The organism is Paracoccus sp. R12_2 (assembly GCF_017744015.1).
Lineage (GTDB): Bacteria > Pseudomonadota > Alphaproteobacteria > Rhodobacterales > Rhodobacteraceae > Paracoccus.
Map to the genome: position 1 here is coordinate 117,428 of NZ_JAGHRA010000007.1, position 15,296 is coordinate 132,723.

The 15,296-nt window shown below is 64.1% G+C and carries 14 protein-coding genes; 6 read left to right on the forward strand and 8 right to left on the reverse strand.

The window, feature by feature from the left end:
• Positions 1 to 17: 17 nt before the first annotated feature.
• The 5 genes from rlmJ to J7359_RS10520 all read left to right on the forward strand — a co-directional run bounded on the left by rlmJ (position 18) and on the right by J7359_RS10520 (position 5,018).
• Entirely contained in the window at positions 18 to 797 is a 780-nt protein-coding gene (rlmJ, locus tag J7359_RS10500) for a 23S rRNA (adenine(2030)-N(6))-methyltransferase RlmJ (protein ID WP_209056592.1), read from the forward strand.
• Between the two features lie 69 nt (positions 798 to 866).
• Entirely contained in the window at positions 867 to 1,160 is a 294-nt protein-coding gene (locus J7359_RS10505) for a septum formation initiator family protein (protein ID WP_209056593.1), read from the forward strand.
• Between the two features lie 108 nt (positions 1,161 to 1,268).
• A complete protein-coding gene (pdhA, locus tag J7359_RS10510; protein WP_209056594.1) occupies positions 1,269 to 2,303 on the forward strand; it encodes a pyruvate dehydrogenase (acetyl-transferring) E1 component subunit alpha in 1,035 nt (344 codons plus the stop codon).
• Between the two features lie 14 nt (positions 2,304 to 2,317).
• On the forward strand, positions 2,318 to 3,700 hold the full coding sequence (locus J7359_RS10515; protein WP_209056595.1) for a pyruvate dehydrogenase complex E1 component subunit beta: 1,383 nt from the start codon (positions 2,318 to 2,320) through the stop codon (positions 3,698 to 3,700).
• Between the two features lie 13 nt (positions 3,701 to 3,713).
• The gene (locus tag J7359_RS10520; RefSeq protein WP_209056596.1) at positions 3,714 to 5,018 is read left to right on the forward strand and encodes a pyruvate dehydrogenase complex dihydrolipoamide acetyltransferase; all 1,305 of its coding nucleotides are present in this window, start codon (positions 3,714 to 3,716) and stop codon (positions 5,016 to 5,018) included.
• A gap of 86 nt (positions 5,019 to 5,104) precedes the next feature.
• Here J7359_RS10520 and J7359_RS10525 read toward each other — a convergent pair whose 3' ends face one another.
• From J7359_RS10525 to J7359_RS10560, 8 genes are all read right to left on the reverse strand, one after another.
• Positions 5,105 to 5,623, reverse strand: coding sequence for a type 1 glutamine amidotransferase domain-containing protein (locus J7359_RS10525; RefSeq protein ID WP_209056597.1), 519 nt, complete (start codon positions 5,621 to 5,623; stop codon positions 5,105 to 5,107).
• Positions 5,624 to 5,688: 65 nt separating this feature from the next.
• Positions 5,689 to 8,745 carry an efflux RND transporter permease subunit gene (locus tag J7359_RS10530; RefSeq protein ID WP_209056598.1) on the reverse strand — a complete coding sequence of 1,019 codons (3,057 nt, stop codon included), beginning with the start codon at positions 8,743 to 8,745 and terminating at the stop codon, positions 5,689 to 5,691.
• Positions 8,742 to 9,971 (reverse strand): efflux RND transporter periplasmic adaptor subunit, encoded by a 1,230-nt coding sequence (locus J7359_RS10535; protein WP_209056599.1) that lies wholly within the window; start codon positions 9,969 to 9,971, stop codon positions 8,742 to 8,744. The genes J7359_RS10530 and J7359_RS10535 overlap by 4 nt, the downstream gene beginning before the upstream one ends.
• A 182-nt stretch (positions 9,972 to 10,153) precedes the next feature.
• Complete coding sequence (locus tag J7359_RS10540) at positions 10,154 to 10,924, reverse strand: division plane positioning ATPase MipZ (protein WP_209056600.1); 771 nt, start codon at positions 10,922 to 10,924, stop codon at positions 10,154 to 10,156.
• A gap of 97 nt (positions 10,925 to 11,021) precedes the next feature.
• A complete protein-coding gene (locus tag J7359_RS10545; RefSeq protein ID WP_209056601.1) occupies positions 11,022 to 11,921 on the reverse strand; it encodes a DMT family transporter in 900 nt (299 codons plus the stop codon).
• On the reverse strand, positions 11,918 to 12,847 hold the full coding sequence (locus tag J7359_RS10550; RefSeq protein ID WP_247740324.1) for a DMT family transporter: 930 nt from the start codon (positions 12,845 to 12,847) through the stop codon (positions 11,918 to 11,920). The genes J7359_RS10545 and J7359_RS10550 overlap by 4 nt, the downstream gene beginning before the upstream one ends.
• The gene (locus J7359_RS10555) at positions 12,844 to 13,419 is read right to left on the reverse strand and encodes a peroxidase-related enzyme (RefSeq protein ID WP_209056602.1); all 576 of its coding nucleotides are present in this window, start codon (positions 13,417 to 13,419) and stop codon (positions 12,844 to 12,846) included. The genes J7359_RS10550 and J7359_RS10555 overlap by 4 nt, the downstream gene beginning before the upstream one ends.
• 129 nt (positions 13,420 to 13,548) lie before the next feature.
• Entirely contained in the window at positions 13,549 to 14,409 is an 861-nt protein-coding gene (locus tag J7359_RS10560) for a LysR family transcriptional regulator (protein ID WP_209056603.1), read from the reverse strand.
• A 104-nt stretch (positions 14,410 to 14,513) separates the two neighbouring features.
• Between J7359_RS10560 and J7359_RS10565 the strand changes: the two genes are divergently transcribed.
• Positions 14,514 to 15,101: an NAD(P)H-dependent oxidoreductase gene (locus tag J7359_RS10565; protein ID WP_209056604.1), complete on the forward strand. Its 588-nt coding sequence runs from the start codon at positions 14,514 to 14,516 to the stop codon at positions 15,099 to 15,101.
• Positions 15,102 to 15,296 lie beyond the last annotated feature (195 nt).

Consider the following 15,296-nt stretch of genomic DNA (forward strand, 5'->3'; position numbering starts at 1 on the left):
GGCGCTATGGCTGACCGATGCTCAGCTATCAGCACGCCTATCACGCCGGGAACATGGCCGATCTGCACAAGCATTCCCTGCTTGCGGTCGCGCTGGATTACATGACCCGGAAGGACAAGCCGATGTCCTACCTGGAATCCCATGCCGGACGGGGTCTTTATCGCCTTGACGGCGACGAGGCCCGCAAGACGGGCGAGGCGCAGATGGGCATCCTGCGTGCCGAAACCGAAGACTGGCTTCACCGCGACCACCCCCTTGGCAAGGCAATCAGCGCGATCCGCGCGACGCACGGCGCGGCCGCCTATCCCGGATCCCCGTTGATCGCCGCGCATTTCCTGCGCCCGCAGGATCGCGCCCATCTTGCAGAACTGCATCCGGCCGAATACGCGGCGCTGGCCGATACGGCAGGGTTCGCAAAGGTCCATCGCCAGGACGGGTTCCAGATGGCCCTGGCGATCTGCCCGCCGACCCCCCGCCGGGGCATGCTGCTGATCGACCCCAGCTACGAGGTCAAGGCCGACTATGCGGCGGTCCCGCGCCAGATCGGCCGTATCGCGCGCAAATGGAACATCGGTGTCATCGCGCTGTGGTATCCGCTGCTGACAGACAGCCGGCACGCCGGGATGCTGGCGGAACTGACACAGGCATATCCGGATGCCCTGCGCAGCGAAGTTCGTTTCCCGCCCGCGCGCGCGGGCCATTCCATGATCGGATCGGGAATGTGGGTGCTGAACGCGCCCTACGGATTGGCTGACGAGGCCGCCCGGCTCGAATCGCTGTTTCGACAACGTGCCTGAGCCTGCGGGGATTCCCCTGCCCCCCGCAGTGTGGCATGATCGTCGGAAATTCAGGTAATCGGCCCAAGCATGTCACAACGCCTCTCCATCAGCGCCACCATATTCTTCGTTCTGGCGCTGGCCCTTGGGCTGTATTTCGCATTCGCCGCAGTTCAGGGACCGTCAGGCATTCTTCGCCGTATCCAGATCGAATCCGAAACGGCCGAGCTTGCGGTCGAGCGTGATCGTCTGCGCGCCGAAGTCGCACGCATGCAGAACCTGACCCGCCGGCTCTCGGATGAATATCTGGATCTGGATCTGCTGGACGAGCGCGCGCGCGAGGTTCTGGGATACGCCCGCGCGGACGAGATCATCCTGCGCTAGCGCGCGCCCGCGCAAGCCCCGCTTAGCGCATTGCACCCCCCGAAACGATGCGCTACGGATAGTTTAACGCTGAACTATTCCGACCAGGCATCCAGGAGGACACCAAGCATGGCCAGGAAACCCGCAGCCGCCAAGGATGCGCCCGCGAACATATCCAAGGACGATCTGCTGCAATATTACCGCGACATGCTGCTGATCCGGCGTTTCGAGGAAAAGGCCGGCCAGCTTTACGGCATGGGCCTGATCGGTGGTTTCTGCCACCTCTATATCGGGCAAGAGGCAGTCGTCGTCGGGCTGGAAGCCGCGGCGAAGGAAGGTGACAAGCGCGTCACCAGCTATCGCGACCACGGTCACATGCTGGCCTGCGGCATGGACCCCAAGGGCGTCATGGCCGAACTGACCGGCCGCGAGGGTGGTTATTCCAAGGGCAAGGGCGGCAGCATGCACATGTTCAGCCGCGAAAAGCACTTCTATGGCGGCCACGGCATCGTCGCAGCACAGGTGCCGCTGGGTGCCGGACTGGCGTTCGCCGACAAGTATCTGGGCAACGACAACGTCACATTCACCTATTTCGGTGACGGCGCTGCCAACCAGGGCCAGGTCTACGAGACCTACAACATGGCCGAGCTGTGGGACCTGCCGGTCGTCTTCGTGATCGAGAACAACCAGTACGCCATGGGCACGTCGGTCAAGCGTTCGACCAAATCGACCAGCCTTTTCGGACGCGGCGCCGCTTTCGGGATCGAGGGCGAGCAGGTCGATGGCATGGACGTCCTGGCGGTGAAGGCGGCGGGTGAAAAGGCCGTCGCGCACTGCCGCGCGGGCAAGGGCCCCTATATCCTGGAAGTGATGACATACCGCTACCGCGGCCATTCGATGTCCGACCCAGCCAAGTACCGGACCCGTGAAGAGGTCCAGAAGATGCGCGACGAACGCGACGCCATCGAACATGTCCGCGACCTGCTGCTGCAGGGCAGCCACGCAAGCGAGGACGAGTTGAAGGCCATCGACAAGGAGATCAAGGAGATCGTGAACGAGTCCGCCGAATTCGCCAAGGAAAGCCCGGAACCGGCCCTCGATGAGCTGTGGACCGACATCTATGCCGCAGACCTGCCCCAGGGCAGCGCCGAAGAAAACGCCTGAGGGAGGGACGAAGAATGGCAACCGAAATCCTGATGCCCGCCCTGTCGCCGACCATGGAGGAAGGCACGCTGGCGAAATGGCTGAAAAAGGAAGGCGACGAGGTCAAGTCCGGCGACATCCTGGCCGAGATCGAGACCGACAAGGCCACGATGGAATTCGAGGCGGTCGATGAAGGCATCCTTGGCAAGATCCTGATCCAGGAAGGCTCTGAGGGCGTAAAGGTGAATACCCCGATCGCCGTGATGATCGAGGAAGGCGAAAGCGCCGACGACATCGAGGCATCGTCGTCCCCCGCATCCTCCGGCGATGCCGCCCCGGCCGAGTCGAAGGCAGAGCCCACGCCCGCCGCATCCGCCGACGCAGGCCCGCAGACGCCATCGGCGAATGCCAGCCCGGATTGGCCGGAAGGCACCAAAATGAAATCCATGACCGTGCGCGAAGCATTGCGCGAAGCCATGGAAGAAGAAATGAGCCGCGACGAAACCGTCTTCCTGATGGGCGAAGAGGTCGGCGAATATCAGGGCGCCTACAAGATCAGCCAAGGCCTGCTGGACAAGTTCGGCCCCCGCCGCGTGGTCGACACGCCGATCAGCGAATACGGTTTCGCGGGCATCGGCACCGGCGCCGCACTGGCAGGGCTGCGCCCGATTGTCGAGTTTATGACCTTCAACTTCGCCATGCAGGCGATGGACCATATCATCAACTCGGCTGCCAAGACGCTGTATATGTCGGGCGGTCAGATGGGATGTCCCATCGTCTTCCGCGGTCCCAACGGCGCCGCTGCACGCGTGGGCGCCCAGCACAGCCAGGATTACGCGGCCTGGTATGCGGCGATCCCCGGTCTGAAGGTGGTGATGCCCTATACCGCCGCCGATGCGAAGGGTCTGCTGAAACAGGCGATCCGCGATCCTAACCCGGTGATCTTCCTTGAGAACGAGATCCTTTATGGTCGCAGCTTCGAGGTTCCGGATCTTGAGGATTTCACCATTCCCTTCGGCAAGGCGCGGATCGCACGGTCCGGCAAGGACGTGACCATCGTCAGCTTCGGCATCGGCATGGCGCATTCTCTCGAGGCGGCCGACAAGCTTGCCGAAGAGGGCATCGAGGCCGAGGTGATCGACCTGCGCACGCTGCGTCCGATCGACTATGGCACGGTGATCGAGTCGGTGAAGAAGACCAATCGCCTCGTCACCGTCGAGGAAGGTTTCCCGGTCGGCGCGATCGGCAACCACATCTCGGCCTATGTGATGGAGAACGCCTTCGACTGGCTGGATGCCCCGGTGATCAACTGCACCGGCAAGGACGTGCCCATGCCCTATGCCGCCAATCTTGAAAAACACGCGCTGATCACGGCCCCCGAGGTCGTCGAGGCGGTGAAGAAAGTTACCTACAAGTAAGGGAGCAGCCGAGATGCCGACAGAAATCCTGATGCCCGCGCTGTCTCCGACCATGGAGGAAGGCACGCTGGCCAAATGGCTGGTGAAAGAGGGCGACGAGGTCAAATCCGGCGATATCCTTGCCGAGATCGAGACCGACAAGGCCACGATGGAATTCGAGGCCGTTGACGAGGGCACGGTGGGCAAGATCCTTGTCGAGGAAGGCAGCGCCGGGGTGAAGGTCAACACCCCCATCGCCGTTCTTCTGGAAGAAGGTGAAAGCGCCGACGATATCGGTGACGTATCGAGCCCAAAGGCCGACGCACCGAAAACCGACGCCCCCGCGGAAGCCCTGAAAGAGGCCGAAGCTGAAGCCGCCCCCGCCAAGGCCCCGCCGGCGCCCAGTTCCGACAAGGGTGACCGGATCTTCGCGTCACCGCTGGCGCGCAGGATCGCGGCGGAAAAGGGCCTGGATCTTGCCTCGATCAAGGGATCGGGCCCGCGCGGTCGCATCGTCAAGGCCGATGTCGAGGGCGCCAAGCCCGGTGCCGCGCCGGCCAAGGCTGATGCGCCGAAAGCCGCGCCTGCCGCCGCCGCCGAAGCCCCCAAGGGCCCATCGGCCGACGCTGTCGCCAAGATCTATGCCGACCGCGAAACGGAAGAGGTGACGTTGGACGGCATGCGCCGCACCATCGCCGCCCGGCTGTCCGAAGCCAAGCAGACCATCCCGCATTTCTATCTGCGCCGTTCGGCCAAGCTGGACGAGTTGATGAAGTTCCGCGGCACGCTGAACAAGCAGCTTGAAGGGCGCGGCGTAAAGCTGTCGGTGAACGACTTCATCATCAAGGCCTGTGCACTGGCCCTGCAGCAGGTGCCTGACGCGAATGCGGTCTGGGCGGGCGACCGGATCATCAAGCTGAAACCCTCGGATGTCGCGGTGGCCGTGGCGATCGAGGGGGGGCTGTTCACCCCGGTCCTGAAGGACGCCGAGATCAAGACGCTGTCGCGGCTATCGACTGAAATGAAGGATCTGGCGACACGCGCCAAGACGAAGAAGCTGGCACCGCATGAATACCAGGGTGGCAGCTTCGCGATCAGTAATCTGGGCATGTTCGGGATCGAGAATTTCGACGCCGTGATCAACCCGCCACATGGCGCGATCCTTGCCGTCGGCGCGGGCATCAAGACGCCGGTCGTCGAGGGTGACGAGGTCGTGATCCGCAACGTGATGTCGATGACCCTGTCGGTCGATCACCGGGTGATCGACGGTGCGCTTGGTGCCCAGCTTCTGGAAGCCATCGTCAGCCATCTGGAAAACCCGATGGGCATGCTGGCCTGACAGGTCTTTTGGACCAGCAAACAAAAAAAGGGGCCCTTGGGCCCCCTTTTCTTTTGCGTTGATCGAACGCGGTCCTAATGGGCCGATCAGGCGACGGCCTTTTCGATCTCGGCGACGAAGTCATCCAGATCATCCGGACTGCGGCTTGTGATGATCCCGCGGTCAACGACCACGCTGTCATCGACCACATCCGCCCCGGCATTGCTGATATCGGTCCGGATCGAGCCATAGCCGGTCATTTTCCGGCCACTGGCCAGCCCCGCTTCGATCAGCAACCATGGGGCATGGCATATTGCGGCGACGGGCTTTTCCGCCTTCGCAAAAGCCTGGATCACCCCGATTGCCTTCTCGTCCTGTCGCAAGGTGTCGGGGTTGATGACACCGCCCGGCAAGACCAGCGCGTCGTAATCCGCAACGGATGCATCCGCGATCGACATGTCGGCCTGAACGGATTTGCCCCAGCCTTCCTTGCCCCATGCCCGTATCTCTGCCGTCTCGGGGGCGGCGATGCGGACGTTGTGGCCTGCGGTCTTCAGTCGCTCCAACGGAACGAACAGTTCGGATTGCTCGAACCCATCGGATGCCATGATCAGGATATTGGCCATCTCGGCCTCCTTTCGGATTGGTATCTGCCCACCCAATGCGCCCCGCGGCAGGCAGGTTCCAAGACCTACTCGGCCGGTATATCCCGCGCCTTGTTCAGACCGATCCGCCTTGCGATCCAGCCGAAGATCCGGTGCTGGCCGCCATGGATGACCGAGAACAGCGAGGGCACGAACAGCAGCGACAGGACCGTGGACAGGACCAGCCCGCCGATCACTGCAATCGCCATCGGCGCCCTGAACTCGCCCCCCTCGCCGGTGGCCATGGCCGACGGCACCATGCCCGCGCTCATGGCGATCGTGGTCATCACGATCGGTCGGGCGCGCTTGTGTACCGCGTCAAGGATCGCCTCGCGCTTGGGTGTTCCCGCCGCCATCGATGTCAGTGCGAATTCGACCAGCATGATCGAATTCTTGGTGACGATTCCCATCAGCATCAGGAATCCGATCACCACCGCCATGCTGATCGAATTGCCGGTAATGAACAGCGCCAGGATCGCGCCGCCGATCGCCAGCGGCAGCGACAGCAGGATGGTGACCGGCGTCACGAAGTTATGAAACAGCAGCACCAGAACGACATAGACCAGCATCACCCCCGACCCCATCGCCAGCCCGAACGCCGCGAACACCTCGGCCATGATCTCGGCATCGCCGGCCGATTGGATGCTGGTGCCGGGCGGCATCTGGATCCGGTCCTGCAATTCGGTCACCTGCGCATTCACCGGGCCAAGCAGCGCGCCATCGGCCAGGTTCGCGCTGACCGTCGTCTGATACTGGCGATCATAGCGACCGATCTGGGTCGCGCCGGCCGACAGCGTGACATCCGCGACGGTCGCCAGGGGGATCTGCCCGGCAGAGCTTGGCACCCGCAAATTCTGGACCTGCATCAGGTCGTTGCGGGCGGCCTCGTTCAGGCGCACGACGATCGGAAGCTGTTCGTCTCCGGTGTTGAACTTGGCAAGATTGGCTTCGATATCGCCAAGCGTCGCGACCCGCAGCGTTGTGGCCATCGCGCTGGCCGTCACCCCAAGCTGCGCCGCGATGTCGGACTTGGGCAGGATCTGGATCTCGGGGCGCTGCAGGCTGGCCGACGATGTCACGCCCTCCAGCGTCGGCAGTTGCCCCATGGCAGCGGCCAGACGTTCGGCGGCAAGGGCCGCGCCGTCTTCGGTATCGCCCAGCACGTTGATCGTGAAGTCGTTCTCGCCATTCTCGTTCTGGAAATTGATCCGCATGTCCGGCAGATCGGCCAGGCGCTGTTTCAGTTCCGCCTCCAGCGTGAACTGCGACCGTTCCCGTGTCTCCTTGCTGCCATAGTTGATCATGACCCGCGAATGGGTCACGTCCGATCCGTCGCTGTAGGCGAAGACCGATTTCACCTCGGGGGTGCCTTCGATCCGGCGGGTCACGCGGCGGGCGGCGTCCTCGGTCTCAAGGATGGTCGATCCCGGAGGCATCTCCAGCTCGATCTGGCTGCGGCCCACATCCTGCGCCGGAATGAACTCTGTCGGCAGCAGCGTCGCGGAATAGATCGAGACCGCAAAGATCCCCACGCCGCCCAACAGGGTCAGCCCGCGATGACGCATCGTCCAGCGACAAACTGCCATCAGGCCGCGCATCACCATCCCGTCCGCGCGCCCTTCGTCATGCACCACGCCGCGCATGAAATAGGCCGACATCATCGGCGTGATGATCCGCGCCACCAGCAGCGAGAACAGCACCGACACGGCGACCGTCAGCCCGAACTGCTTGAAATACTGCCCCGGAATACCGCCCATGAAGCTGACCGGCGCGAACACCGCGACGATCGAAAAGCTGATCGCGATGACCGTCAGACCGATTTCGTTGGCGGCTTCCTCGCTGGCCTCATAGGGCGGCGCACCCATGCCGATATGCCGGACGATATTCTCGATCTCGACGATGGCATCATCGACAAGGATGCCGGTCACCAGGGTGATCCCCAGCAGACTGATGCCGTTCAGCGTGAAGCCCAGCCACTGCATCACGAAAAAGGTCGGAATGATCGACAGCGGCAGTGCGACGGCGGCGATCAGCGTGGCGCGCCAGTTGCGCAGGAACAGGAACACCACGATCACCGCCAGCGCCGCGCCCTCGTACAGCGTTTCCATCGCGCTGTGATAGCTTGCGGCGGTATAGGTCGAGGAATCGTCGATCAGCGTGATCCGGGTATTGGCATGACGCTGGCGGATTTCCTCCAGCTTGGCCTTGGTGGCGTCGCCCGCCGCCAGATCGGATTCGCCGCTTCCGCGATAGACGCCGAACGCGACCACCGGCTGGCCGTCCAGCAATGCAAAGCTGCGTTCGTCGCTGGCGCCGTCGATCACGTCACCCAGTTGGTCCAGACGGATCGTGCGTCCTGCGGCAATGGCGATGGGACTGGCAGCAAGCTGGGCGACGGTATCCGCCGATCCCAGGGTGCGGATCGAATATTCGGTGCCGGCCAGATCACCGCGACCGCCGCCCATGTCGATATTCTTGGCGCGCAGCTGGTCCGAGACATCGGCAGCGGTCAGACCATGCGCCAACAGGCGGTCGGGGTTCAGTTCGACCTTGATCTGCCGCTCGGCCCCGCCGATCCGGGTCGTCCGGGCGACGCCATCCACGTTGGACAATTCCCGACCGATCACATCATCGACGAACTTCGACAGCGCCTCGATCGACTGGGTCGGGTCGCTGACCGCATAGGTCAGGATCGGAAACCCGGTCACATCGACCCGCTGAACGATCGGTTCGCTGATACTGTCGGGCAGTTCGGCCCGCACGTTCGAGACCGCGTCCTTGACATCGTTCACGGCCCGGTCGCTGTCGGTTTCAAGTTCGAACTCGACGGTGATGCTGGCACTGCTGTCCGTCGCGGTCGAGGTGATATGGCGGACCCCCGTGACCGACGCGATGCTGTCCTCGACCGGCTGGATGACCTGGCTTGTCAGTTCGGCCGGCGCGGCACCGGGTTGTTCGATGCTGACACTGACGATCGGCAGGTCGATGTTCGGCATGGCGGTCACGGGCAGCCGGCTGAAGCTGAACAGCCCCACCACGACCAGAACCAGGAACAGCGCGATGGGCGGAACCGGGTGCCGGATGGACCAGGTGGACATGTTCATGGCTGGCGCCCCCCCTCGGCAGCCGGGTCGGCCAGACTGGCGGATTCATTGGCGGGGGCGGCCTGTGCGTCGGACGATTCCACCGGCACGGCGCTGACCTGATCGCCATCGCGGAAGAATGCCCCGGACCGCGCGATCACCTGTTCGCCGTCGCGAAGACCCGACAGGATTTCGCGCTTGCCGTCCCACAGCAGCCCGGCACGGACCTCGCGCGTTTCGACGACACCGTCCCTGACCACCTGAACCCGTTGCCCACCCGCATCCGACAGCACCGCCGTCGCCGGAACCGCGACGGCGTCGCGGCGTGCGGTGATGATCCAGCCGCTGGCGAACAGCCCGGTCCTCAGACCCGGATGCGGTTCAAGCGACACACGCATCAGGCCAAGCCGCGTGACCGGATCGACCGATGCCGGGATCAGTCGCACCGAACCGCCGATATCCCCCAGCCCCGCGACATTTATCTCGGCGGGGTCGCCGACCGACAGGCTGCGCAGGGCGGTCTCGATCACCTCGGCCTCCATCTCGACGGATCCGTTGGCGATCATCATGAACAACGGCTCGGCCGAGCCGCCCGACAGCGCGCCAAGTTCGGCGTTGCGCCCAACGACCAGCCCCGCGACCGGGGCCGCGATTTCCGCCCGATCAAGGTTCAGCCGGGCAATGCTGCGGGCGGCGTCGGCCTGGGCCAGCGCGGCCTGCGCCAACGCCAGCCCATCGCCTGCCGATGCAGCGCTTGCCCGCGCGTTGGCCTCGGCTGCGACCGCCTGATCCAGGGCTGCCTGCGACGCATTGCCGCCCTGACGCAGCCGCTGCGCCCGCTCTAACGAGGTTCTAGCCTGCGTCAGCGACGCCTCGGCACTGTCGATATTGCTGCGGGCCTGGCTGACGCCGGCCTCGGCGCGCTGATATTCCGCCTCGGCCTGCGCCAACTGCGCCGACAGCGTGTCGGTGGACAGTCGCGCCAGCACCTGCCCCTTTTCGACCGTGTCCCCGGCCTCGGCGAGGATCTCGGTGATCTCGTAGCCGCTGACGCGCGGATAGACCTGCACCTGCTGACGCGCGACCAGTGTGCCCGAAACCGGCACGCGGGCCTGCATCTCGGTCGTGACGGCAGATGCGACCGTAACCGTCGGAATGCTGCGCTGAACCGCCTCGTCGCTTTCCTGCGACAAGGCGGAACCGGCCATGGCGGCCACGGCAAGAAGCGTGAACAAGATGTTTCGCATCGAAGCTTTCCCTGCCTGCGGTTCCTGACCGATCATTCAGACGCCGCGCCCCGCGTCAATCTGCGACACGGCGGCACGGGCATTGTCTTCACCCGACCGTTACCGTTCAGGGGTGCATCCGCCCGCACGGACGACCTTGCAACCGGTGCCGGCGTGATGCCGCGTGTCGTCGCAGAACGGGATCAGAAACTGACCTCGACACCCGGCAGCTTCAGTTCGTTTATCAGATCGCGCAGTTCCTGACGCGCGGCGATATTCGACATCGACAGCTGTTCCGTCCCGATGTCCTTCAGGTCCAGCAGGGTCAGCCCGCGCGGGAACAATTCGCGAAAGATCACCCGTTCGGAAAACCCCGGCGCGACGCGAAAACCGATCCGCTTCGACAGCGTGGCCAGCGCGCCGCCGACCTTGCGCTTGTTGTGCATCGCCTGTGTTCCCAGACGGTTGCGCAGCACCAGCCAGTCGATCGGTCCGGCCCCCGCCTCGGCGCGCATCTGCCGTGCCGCCCAGACCATCTCGGCATAGATCGACGGACCCAGAACCTTCCCTTCGGGCGTCAGTCTCGCCAGCAGGTCGAAATCCACGAAACTGTCGTTCATCGGCGTCAGCAGCGTATCGGCGACCGTATGCGCCATCTGGCTGAGCTGGGTGTGCGAGCCAGGACAATCCAGCAGAATGAAATCGCATGATGCATCAAGCTCGGTCAGCGCCGGGGTCAGGGGATCGTTGCCCTGACCCAACTGCCCGATCACCGGCATCGGCAGGTCCAACCCTTCTCGTTTGACGAAGGCGGCGCGGTTCTCAAGGTAACGGCCGAAACTGCGCTGACGCACATCCAGATCCAGCCCGCCCACGCGGTGGCCAATCCGTGCCAGCGCCGTGGCGACATGCATCGAGGTCGTGGACTTGCCCGAACCACCCTTTTCGTTGCCCACAACGATGATATGCGCCACCGCCCGCCTCGTTCCTGCCCCAGATATCGGGCGGACCCTAACGAGTGCGTGAGGTGATGAAAAGCGGCTGTTTTCAGACCCGCGCGCGGCCTGACGTTCAGCCTTCCTCGCCCTTCAGAAGCAACGCCAGCGCGAAAAGCGTCATGGCGATACCGGGAAGGATGACTGCGCCGGGCAGGCCGGTGCCGAACGCGGCTTCCAGAACGATGACCCATACCGGGGTCAGATAGGTATAGGCCATCACCTTCGCCGCCGGCAGCCGCAAGGTCGCGAACTGCACCAGCACGAAAGTCACTGAACTGGCAAAGACCGAAACATAGATCAGCGTGATCCAGACGATCGGTGGCAGATTGCCCCAATCCGTGCCGAGGATCGCCGGAGCCCCCCAAGTCAGCAGCAGGATCGCCCCTGCGATCAGCGTCCCCAGCGAAAAGACCAGCGGCGTTTCCCCGCGATTCAGCTTGCGCACAAGCGGCGTGTAGAACGCATGCGCCGCGCAGCCGACCAGATAGATGGCCTCGCCGCGTCCGAATTGCAGACGGGCCATCGCCGTCAGATCGCCGCGAAAGATGACCCATAACGCCCCCAGCCCGCCCAGGATCAGCGCCCCGGCGATGCGCAGTGTCAGACGTTGCCGCATCAGCAGCCATCCAAAGCCCGCGGCCATCAGCGGGGTCAGGGTGAAGACCGCAGCGGCGCTGACAGGCAGCGCCGTCTTCAGCCCTTGGAACATCAGCACGAAATAGCTGGTGAACACGGCCCCCAGAAGAAGATAGCGCCACGGTGCGCGAAACGAGTGACGCGGCACGCCGCGCCCGGCCAGCACGACACCACCGATCACCCCCGCCGCGATCACGAAGCGCGCGGCGTTGATCGCGGCCGGATCTATCAGGTTCGCCGCCCGCGATCCCAGAGAGAACGAGCCCGCCACAAGCCCCGAGAACAACAGCATCGCGGCGTGGCCGCGCAATCCTTCGCGGCGTGCGGCCAGCGTCATGCGCGCGCGCCCAGCAAACGCCCGTCGATCAGGGCAAGCCCCGCGCCGATCAGCCCGATCCCCATGACATGCGCAATCCCCAGGGTTTCGCGAAGAAACAGCCAACCCAGAAGGATCGCCGAGACCGGGACCAGGAACGTGACCAGCGAGATGTTCGTGGCCCCCGCACGCGCCAGCACCCGGAAATACAGCACATAGGCCAACCCCGTGCAGATCACCCCCAGCACGCCCACAGCCAGCCATGCCTGCCCCGGCGCGGCCGCGGGCCAACCGTCGAATACCAAGGCGCAGGGCAGCAGGATGACGCTTGATCCGGTCACCATGCCGGCGGCTGTCACCACGGGATCGACGCCCATCGTCCGGAACCGTCGCCCGAAGACGCTGGCGAACGCATACGAGATCGCAGCGCCCAGCACCGCCAGCTGCGGCCAGACCGCATGTCCGACCCCGGCCAGGCTGTCCAGCCCGATCATGACGGCGACGCCCCCCAAACCCAGGACGACCCCGGCCAGCTTGCGGATGCTGGCGCGTTCATCGGCAAGAACAAGCCCCGAGACGATCACCGTCCACAGCGGCGTTGTGGCGTTCAGGATCGAGGCAAGGCCCGATGGGATCTGCGTCTGCCCGAAGACGATCAGCGAAAACGGCACGGCATTGTTCAGCACGCCCATGATCAGGAACGCAGCCCAGATGCGCGGATCGCGCGGCGCGTGGCGGCCGGTGGCAACCACGATCAGCCACAGCACCAGCGCAGCAACCGATACGCGCACCGCCACGATGGTCAGCACCGGCAATCCGGTCACGGCGATCGCGACCAGAAAGAACGATCCGCCCCAAACCAGCGACAGCAAACCCAGTTGCAGCCAGTCCGCCGCCGCCATCCGGGCCGAGATCCCCGCCGGCGCGGTCACCTGTGGCGGTCTCATTCCCGCCCCATCATGTAGAATTCGTCGTTCGGACGGATGTCTGCGGCATTCACCAGCCGGTTCGACATTGCGAAGAACGCCGCGATCGCGGCGATGTCCCAGATCTCGTCGGCATCGAAGCCTGCCTCGCGCAGCGCCAGATGATCGGTATCATCGACCTGCTGCGCGTTCAGCGCGACCTTTTCGGCATAGTGCAGCATCGCGCGTTCGCGTGCGCTGATATCGGCCTTGCGCCAGTTGACCGCGATCTGGTCCGCGATACGTGGGTTCCGCGCGCGGATCCGCAGGATCGCACCATGCGCGACGACACAATATTGACACTGGTTCAGGCCGCTTGTGGCGACCACTATCAATTCGCGCTCGGCCTTGGTCAGTCCCTCGTCCTTGTCCATCAATGCATCGTGATAGGCAAAGAAGGCGCGGAATTCTGCCGGGCGGTGCGCCAGGGCCAGAAAGATGTTCGGCACGAAACCGGACTTCTCGGACACTTTCGCGATTGCCTGCCGGATGTCCTCGGGCAGGGTCATCGGATCGGGAACGGAAAATCGGCTGATGGGATGGGCGTCGGTCATCGGTTTCTCCTCGGGGCGGCAATCTGCGTCAGGCCGCGACAAGATGGAACCCGTCCGGCCCAAGGCTGTGCATGGCAGGATCAGGTCTGCGGCGGGCGCAGGAAACGGGCGTGGCATTCGTCTGCATGATCAGGCCTCGGCCATATCATTTCCTTGCAGCGCCGCCACCGCCGCCTGCACCTTCGATGTGCGGTGCAGATCGACATGGGTGACCAGCCACAGGGACGATTTCCATTCCGGCAGGCACATCACCTCGGTCAACCCGTCGGCGCGGCTGTCCGCCACGATGCCAATGGCAAGCCCCGCGCGGATGACCGCCTCGCGTGCCTCGGCGTCATTGCTGATCATCACGATATGGGCCGGCGGCACACGATCGGAAAGCCAGCGCATTACCGGGGCGCCATGGCTTTCCGGTCCCGGAAGGCAGAACCTGTGCCGTGCGACGTCAGCGACCGGACCATGGGCATCCAGATAGGCCGGCGCCGCGTAAAGCCGGTGACAGACCGGTTGCATCGGCCGGATCACATAGTCCGGTTCGGTCGGCTGCGCGCCAGCGCGGATCGCGACGTGGGCTTCGCCCGCGTCCAGCCGGAACAGCCGGGCATCGGTCACATAACGCAGCCGCAATCCGTCATGGCGGCGCAAAAGCGCGTTCAGGCGGGGCATGACGAACCCGGCCAGTTCCGGCAGCGACGTGACGACAAGTTCGCCCTCGATCCGGTCGCCGGACCCGGCGATCTGCGCGGCCATCTGTGCGAATCGTTCATCTGCCGCGCCGCCCGCAACCAGCAGCGCCTGCCCGGCCTCGGTCAGCGCATAGCCGCGCGGGTGGCGCTGAAACAGCCGCGCACCAAGCTGCGTCTCCAGCGCGTCGATGCGTCGGATCACCGTCGCATGATGCACGCCCAATGCTTCGGCCGCGCCGCTGACAGTCCCGGCACGGGCGACCGCAAGCGCGACCCTGATATCGTCCCAGTTTTCCACCGTCATGTGCGCCTCTGCACAGATCCTGCGCGACTATTGCTGTTTCGTTCGAAAACGCAACGCCCTAAGTCTGCCTTACAAGAATATCCCCTCCGCAAAGGACGACCGAAATGAACATTCTTCATATCGACAGCGCCATCACGGGCGAGGCATCCGTTTCGCGCAAGCTGACCGCCGATATCGTGGCCCGGCTGAAGGCCGCAAATCCGGACGCCGGCGTGACCTATCGCGACCTGAACAAAGGCGTTCCGGCAATCGACACCGACTGGTTCCACGCCGTGCGCATGGCACCTGAGGCACCGACAGATGACCAGAAACAGCTGATCGAAACCTCGAACGCCTATCTGGCGGACGTGCAGGACGCGGACGTGCTGGTGATCGGCTCGCCGATCTACAACTTCGCAATCACGGCGCAGCTGAAGAACTGGCTGGACCAGATCGCGCGCGCCGGACTGTCCTTCCGCTATACCGAAGCCGGTCCCGAAGGTCTTCTGACCGGAAAACGCGCCATCATCGCCTACACGTCGGCAGGCACCCCGATCGGGTCCGAGATTGATTTCGCCTCGGGTTATCTTCGCCATATCCTGGGTTTTCTGGGGATCACCGATGTCGAATTCATCGCCGCCGACCGGCTTGCGATGGATCACGATGCCGGACTGGCACGCGCGCAAGAGGCCTTGGACCGGATCGCCGCGTGATCATCGCGGGAATGCCGGTCACGGCACGCAGCGGATCGTGACGACACATCCGGCAGGCGCGGCAAGGCTTGCCGCGCCGCCATTCTTTGATATCGCATCTGCCGGTTGGATGCCGGTCATGCCACTCGATTCGATGATCAATGCCGACGCGCGTTGACTCGGCGTCGGTTTTTCCCTATCAGAACCCGGAATTCC

Bases quoted from the DNA above. Each gene is read 5' to 3' on its own strand.
- J7359_RS10550 (WP_247740324.1), bottom strand. From the start codon at position 12,847: ATGAGACCGCCACAGGTGACCGCGCCGGCGGGGATCTCGGCCCGGATG.
- J7359_RS10525 (WP_209056597.1), bottom strand. From the start codon at position 5,623: ATGGCCAATATCCTGATCATGGCATCCGATGGGTTCGAGCAATCCGAA.
- J7359_RS10505 (WP_209056593.1), top strand. From the start codon at position 867: ATGTCACAACGCCTCTCCATCAGCGCCACCATATTCTTCGTTCTGGCG.
- J7359_RS10565 (WP_209056604.1), top strand. From the start codon at position 14,514: ATGAACATTCTTCATATCGACAGCGCCATCACGGGCGAGGCATCCGTT.
- J7359_RS10535 (WP_209056599.1), bottom strand. From the start codon at position 9,971: ATGCGAAACATCTTGTTCACGCTTCTTGCCGTGGCCGCCATGGCCGGT.
- J7359_RS10545 (WP_209056601.1), bottom strand. From the start codon at position 11,921: ATGACGCTGGCCGCACGCCGCGAAGGATTGCGCGGCCACGCCGCGATG.
- J7359_RS10515 (WP_209056595.1), top strand. From the start codon at position 2,318: ATGGCAACCGAAATCCTGATGCCCGCCCTGTCGCCGACCATGGAGGAA.
- J7359_RS10555 (WP_209056602.1), bottom strand. From the start codon at position 13,419: ATGACCGACGCCCATCCCATCAGCCGATTTTCCGTTCCCGATCCGATG.
- rlmJ (WP_209056592.1), top strand. From the start codon at position 18: ATGCTCAGCTATCAGCACGCCTATCACGCCGGGAACATGGCCGATCTG.
- pdhA (WP_209056594.1), top strand. From the start codon at position 1,269: ATGGCCAGGAAACCCGCAGCCGCCAAGGATGCGCCCGCGAACATATCC.
- J7359_RS10560 (WP_209056603.1), bottom strand. From the start codon at position 14,409: ATGACGGTGGAAAACTGGGACGATATCAGGGTCGCGCTTGCGGTCGCC.
- J7359_RS10520 (WP_209056596.1), top strand. From the start codon at position 3,714: ATGCCGACAGAAATCCTGATGCCCGCGCTGTCTCCGACCATGGAGGAA.
- J7359_RS10530 (WP_209056598.1), bottom strand. From the start codon at position 8,745: ATGAACATGTCCACCTGGTCCATCCGGCACCCGGTTCCGCCCATCGCG.